Source organism: Nocardia puris, assembly GCF_003315035.1.
GTDB classification, from domain to species: Bacteria; Actinomycetota; Actinomycetes; order Mycobacteriales; family Mycobacteriaceae; genus Nocardia; species Nocardia puris.
Genome location: NZ_QNRE01000045.1, coordinates 1 through 4,276, shown reverse-complemented (window position 1 = coordinate 4,276; position 4,276 = coordinate 1). Strand labels below are relative to the sequence as shown.

General features: G+C 63.2%; 3 protein-coding genes and 2 pseudogenes. 3 read left to right on the top strand and 2 right to left on the bottom strand.

The window, feature by feature from the left end; genetic code table 11:
* Positions 1-561 precede the first annotated feature (561 nt).
* Entirely contained in the window at positions 562-693 is a 132-nt protein-coding gene (locus DFR74_RS37730) for a hypothetical protein (RefSeq protein ID WP_255220970.1), read from the top strand.
* 597 nt (positions 694-1,290) lie between these two features.
* Here DFR74_RS37730 and DFR74_RS35105 read toward each other — a convergent pair.
* Positions 1,291-2,191: pseudogene (locus DFR74_RS35105) on the bottom strand (NAD(P)/FAD-dependent oxidoreductase).
* A pseudogene (locus DFR74_RS35100) lies at positions 2,188-2,778 on the bottom strand (cytochrome P450); the annotation flags it as partial. The pseudogenes DFR74_RS35105 and DFR74_RS35100, both read right to left, overlap by 4 nt.
* A gap of 81 nt (positions 2,779-2,859) precedes the next feature.
* On the opposite strand from DFR74_RS35100, the gene DFR74_RS37725 reads away from it, so the two are divergent.
* Positions 2,860-3,141: a transposase gene (locus tag DFR74_RS37725; RefSeq protein WP_067514846.1), complete on the top strand. Its 282-nt coding sequence runs from the start codon at positions 2,860-2,862 to the stop codon at positions 3,139-3,141.
* Between the two features lie 78 nt (positions 3,142-3,219).
* On the top strand, positions 3,220-3,999 hold the full coding sequence (locus tag DFR74_RS35095) for an IS3 family transposase (protein ID WP_267898933.1): 780 nt from the start codon (positions 3,220-3,222) through the stop codon (positions 3,997-3,999).
* Positions 4,000-4,276 lie beyond the last annotated feature (277 nt).

Here is a 4,276-nt window from a genome sequence, read left to right as displayed (position 1 = left end):
CTTGAAGGATCACGCGGTGGCCATCTCCTTTCCGGCTACGACACGCCGGTCACACCGGACGATCCGGCTGATACACCACCCTGCCGGACGCAACCCGGCCGAGGAAAGTGCGGTTGTGGTGCAGGGGCGGGTTGGCAGGCATCGGCCACCGAAGATACTCCCTCGGTCACTACTCCGGCTGCACTTTGCTCCGCTTCCGTCGCTGGGTGGCGCCGTTTCGCACTGCCTGCTTCGGCATTGCCAGTCCACCCATAAGCCCTGATCGACGGGAATGATCGCGACCAGGCAGCTCCGGCAGATGAACCGCCCGGGTGTGGTGCCCACGCATTTCGGCGGAATGAAAGCGGTCTCTGCGAGGCTCGGAGCGACCCGTAAGCCCTGCGCAATTGGGTGCGCCGCGCCGCGGTCGACACCGGCGGCGCCGAAGGCGTGTCGACGGAGGCAGCGAGGGAGATTTGCCAGCTGCACCGCACGAATAGGGAATCCGAGGAACGATCGGAATCCGCGAAGCGGCAACATCTTTCTTCGTGCGACTAGCGGCCGCGATAGCAGTGGCTGATCGTGCGCGGCAAGAAGGTCGGCATGACCAAACCGAACCAGGCCGCGTCGAGAGCGACCGACCTGGCGGACCGGCAGTTTCGGGTTCTGGCGCAGAACACGCGGCTCATGGCCGATTCACCTACATCCGCCTGATCACCGATGTTCGTCTACCGCGTTCGTCGTCGATGCCTACGCCGGCTGCGTCCTCGGCTCGGAATGCTCGACCAGCGAAGACGCCACGTTTGCGGAGAAGGCGATCCGGCCCGCGGTTGCTCTGCGGGCTCGCGAAGGTCTTCCGGTCGGTGGAGCGATACATCATTCCGATGTGAGGTCTCGATACACCGCAGTGAAACTCGTGGAGACACTGGCGGTCTCGGATCTCCGACGGTCGATCGGGTCGGTCGGGTCGGCGGTGACGCCTACGCCAACGCGTAGGCAGCAACCACGATGCGGCTCCACACAACCGACGCGATCCCCAGCGATTCCTGTTTCGGCGCCGATCCGCTCACCCGGCTCGACGACGTCGAGCTCCTCAGCGAGGACTGAGTCGGCTGGTTAAGTCCCGAATCGTGCACTGCTGGGGCTGCAACCATCGGCCGAACACGAGACGGGCTGCTATGCACTGAACGTCGCGCAATCGGCTGAGGGTTGGGCAAAACCGGTGCATCGAAGCAAGAGCGGGTCAGCCACCGCTGAGCCGGCCTACGCCCCACGCACTGCCGCGTAGCCATCACCCAACAGACCGTGGCCTCAGGCCGAGCCGGCGAGCAACAGTTCGTCCCGGTTGATGTGGAGTTGCTGCGTGATTGCCCGCTTACTGAATACGAAGTCGCGGGGGCGGTTGATACAGTCGGCGGCAACGAGCTCGCCGGCGCGGAGGTAAAAGCAGGTGAAGTCGCGGTCCCCGGATGGGTCCCCGCTGAGGACGACTTCGTCGTATCCGGTGTTGAGGCCGGCGATCTGGAGCTTGAGATCGTATTGATCCGACCAGAACCACGGAAGCGCCGCTATCTTCCTGGACTTCCCGTTGATGGTCGCGGCTGCGACCTTGGCCTGCTCGCTGGCGCTCGGCACCGACTCCAGGCGTATACGGCGGCCATAACGGGCCATCCGGTGACTGGCGCAGTCCCCAGCCGCGACGATATCGGGGTCCCAACGCTCGCAGGGAGGCGGCCGTCTCCAGTCCGATGTAGCCGCCGCCGACGATCACGGCCCGCCGCCCGGGGCGGGCAGCGGCTCGGATCATCTCGACATCGGCGGCGGTGCGTAGGTAGTAGACCCCTGCCAGATCGGCGCCCGAGGTGGCGAGCCGACGAGGGCGGGCACCAGTGCACAGCGCGAGCTTGTCATAGGGCAATGCGTCGCCAGTGCTCAGTGCGAGGCGACCAGCCGATCGATCGATCGCCTCTACTGTCGCATCCACGAGTTTGATTCCCTGCTTGCGATAGAATTCCGCGCTGCGGATCGCGAGCTCGTCAATTGTGCTCTTCCCGGCCAGATAGGCTTTCGACAGCGGAGGGCGTTGATAGGGTAGAGTCGGCTCCTCACCGATGAGGACGACCTCGCCCGTCCACCCATCCTGGCGCAGACTGGCCGCGAGTTGGACTCCACCATGGCCGGCCCCGACGATGAGAGCTCGCTGTACACTCATACGTCTGCCTTCGGAGTGAGGCGGACCATCATCTTGCTGATGCCCCGCACGAAGTTGGACTGCACGTACTCGGGCTCCCCCACGACCTCGATATTCTCGAAGCGAGGAAGCAGCTCCTCCCAGAGGATCCGAAGCTGCAGCTCGGCCAGCCGGTTGCCCATGCAGCGGTGGACGCCGAAGCCGAAAGCGATATGGTTGCGGGCGTTGGACCGGTCGATTATGAACTCGTCCGGTCGTTCGAACACGCGCTCGTCGCGATTGCCCGAGGCATACCACATCACCACTTTGTCGCCCTTGCGGATGAACTGGCCGTTCAGAATTGTGTCTGCCTTGGCGATCCGGCGCATGTAGGCCAGCGGAGTTTGCCACCGGATGATCTCCGAGACCATATTGGGGATCAAGCCCGGGTTCGCCTTCACCTTATCGAACTGGTCAGGGAAGCGGTTGAGTGCAAGCACACCGCCGCTCATCGAGTTCCGGGTCGTGTCGTTGCCACCGACGATCAGCAACAAGAGGTTGCCCAAGAACTCCATCGGGCGGTCGATCAGATTTTTGGTGTTCTCGTTACCCTGCAACATGGTGATCATGACCCGTCCCCCATGGATGCGACCAGCCGGAATTAGAGTCTCGTTGGCCCTGATCAGGGGTTAGAAGGGACTATGGGAACCATGGCTGGACGGAAACGGCATTCCGCGGAGGACATCGTGCGCAAGCTGCGGCGCGCCGATGAACTGGCCGCGGAAGGCTTGACCGGCGAGCAAATCGCCGCTGACCTGGGAGTCTCGGCGGCGACACTCTATAACTGGCGTCGCCAATATGGAGGCATGGACACCGGCGCCGCCAAAGAACTCAAGGAGCTGCGGGGACAGAACGCCCGATTGAAGCGGCTGCTGGCCGATGCGGAGCTGGAGAAAGACGCGCTGCGCGAGATTTCGAAGGGAAAATTCTAGGCCCAGCGGCCAAGCGACGGGCCGTGGACATGCTCAGCGAGGTCATGGGCATGTCGGAACGGTTCGCGTGCAAGGTCATTGGGCTCGCTCGCTCGACTTACCGCCGGTGCCCGGCCACGCAAACACCGGCAGACGCCGACGCCGACGCGGGCCTGGCTGCGGAATTATGCGGCCAAGAACCCGTGTCACGGGTTCCGCCGGGTCTGGGCAGTGCTGCGGTTCGACGAAGGCCACCGGATGAACATCAAGAAAGTCCACCGGCTCTGGCGGGAAGAAGGTTTGCAGGTGCGGGCGCATCACCCGCGTAAACGAGCCGGCGCCTCGTCGGTGCCGGCGGTGGATGCGGATGCGCCGAAGGTGGTGTGGGCGCTGGATTTCCAGTTCGACTCTACCGTCGACGGGCGGGTGGTGAAGATCGCGTCGATGATCGACGAGCACACCCGCGAATCCCTACTGCACTTGATCGAGCGGTCGATCACCGGCGAGCGTCTGGTCGCCGAACTCGAGCGGGTCTTCGCCGTCCACGGGGCGCCGAAGGTGCTGCGCCTGGACAACGGGCCGGAAATGATTTCGGCAGCGCTGCAAACATTTTGCCGAGACCGGGTCGGGATCTCGTATATTCCGCCGGGTACCCCCTGGAACAACGGGTACGTGGAATCGTTCAACCGGCGCCTGCGCGTGGAATGCCTCAACCGCAACCACTGGACCAGCCTGCTCGAAGCGAGGGTGGTGATCGCGGATTTCAAGCACGAGCACAACCACCGGCACCGGCATTCGGCGCTGGGCTACCGCACCCCGGCCGAGTACGCTGCGGCCTGCACCCACACCCACCACCCCGTGGGCTGCGACATCAACTGAACACCGACCGAACGACACCGACTCTGAAACCGGGTGGTCGCGTTATCGGGGACTGGCCAAATTTATCAATCCTGGACGAAACTACATAATTAAACTCCGGCAAAAGTTTGCCCTAACCTCCCCGATTCGCAAATACAACGGATCTCGAATCGACGACCGTCAGGGAATGTAACACCCTCTGCCGAATCATAATAATATCGATCGCGAAAATACCGTGACGTCGAGAATAAGGAATCTCCATGGTGAGCGCGTACGTAGGCCCGGGGAACGATGCGGA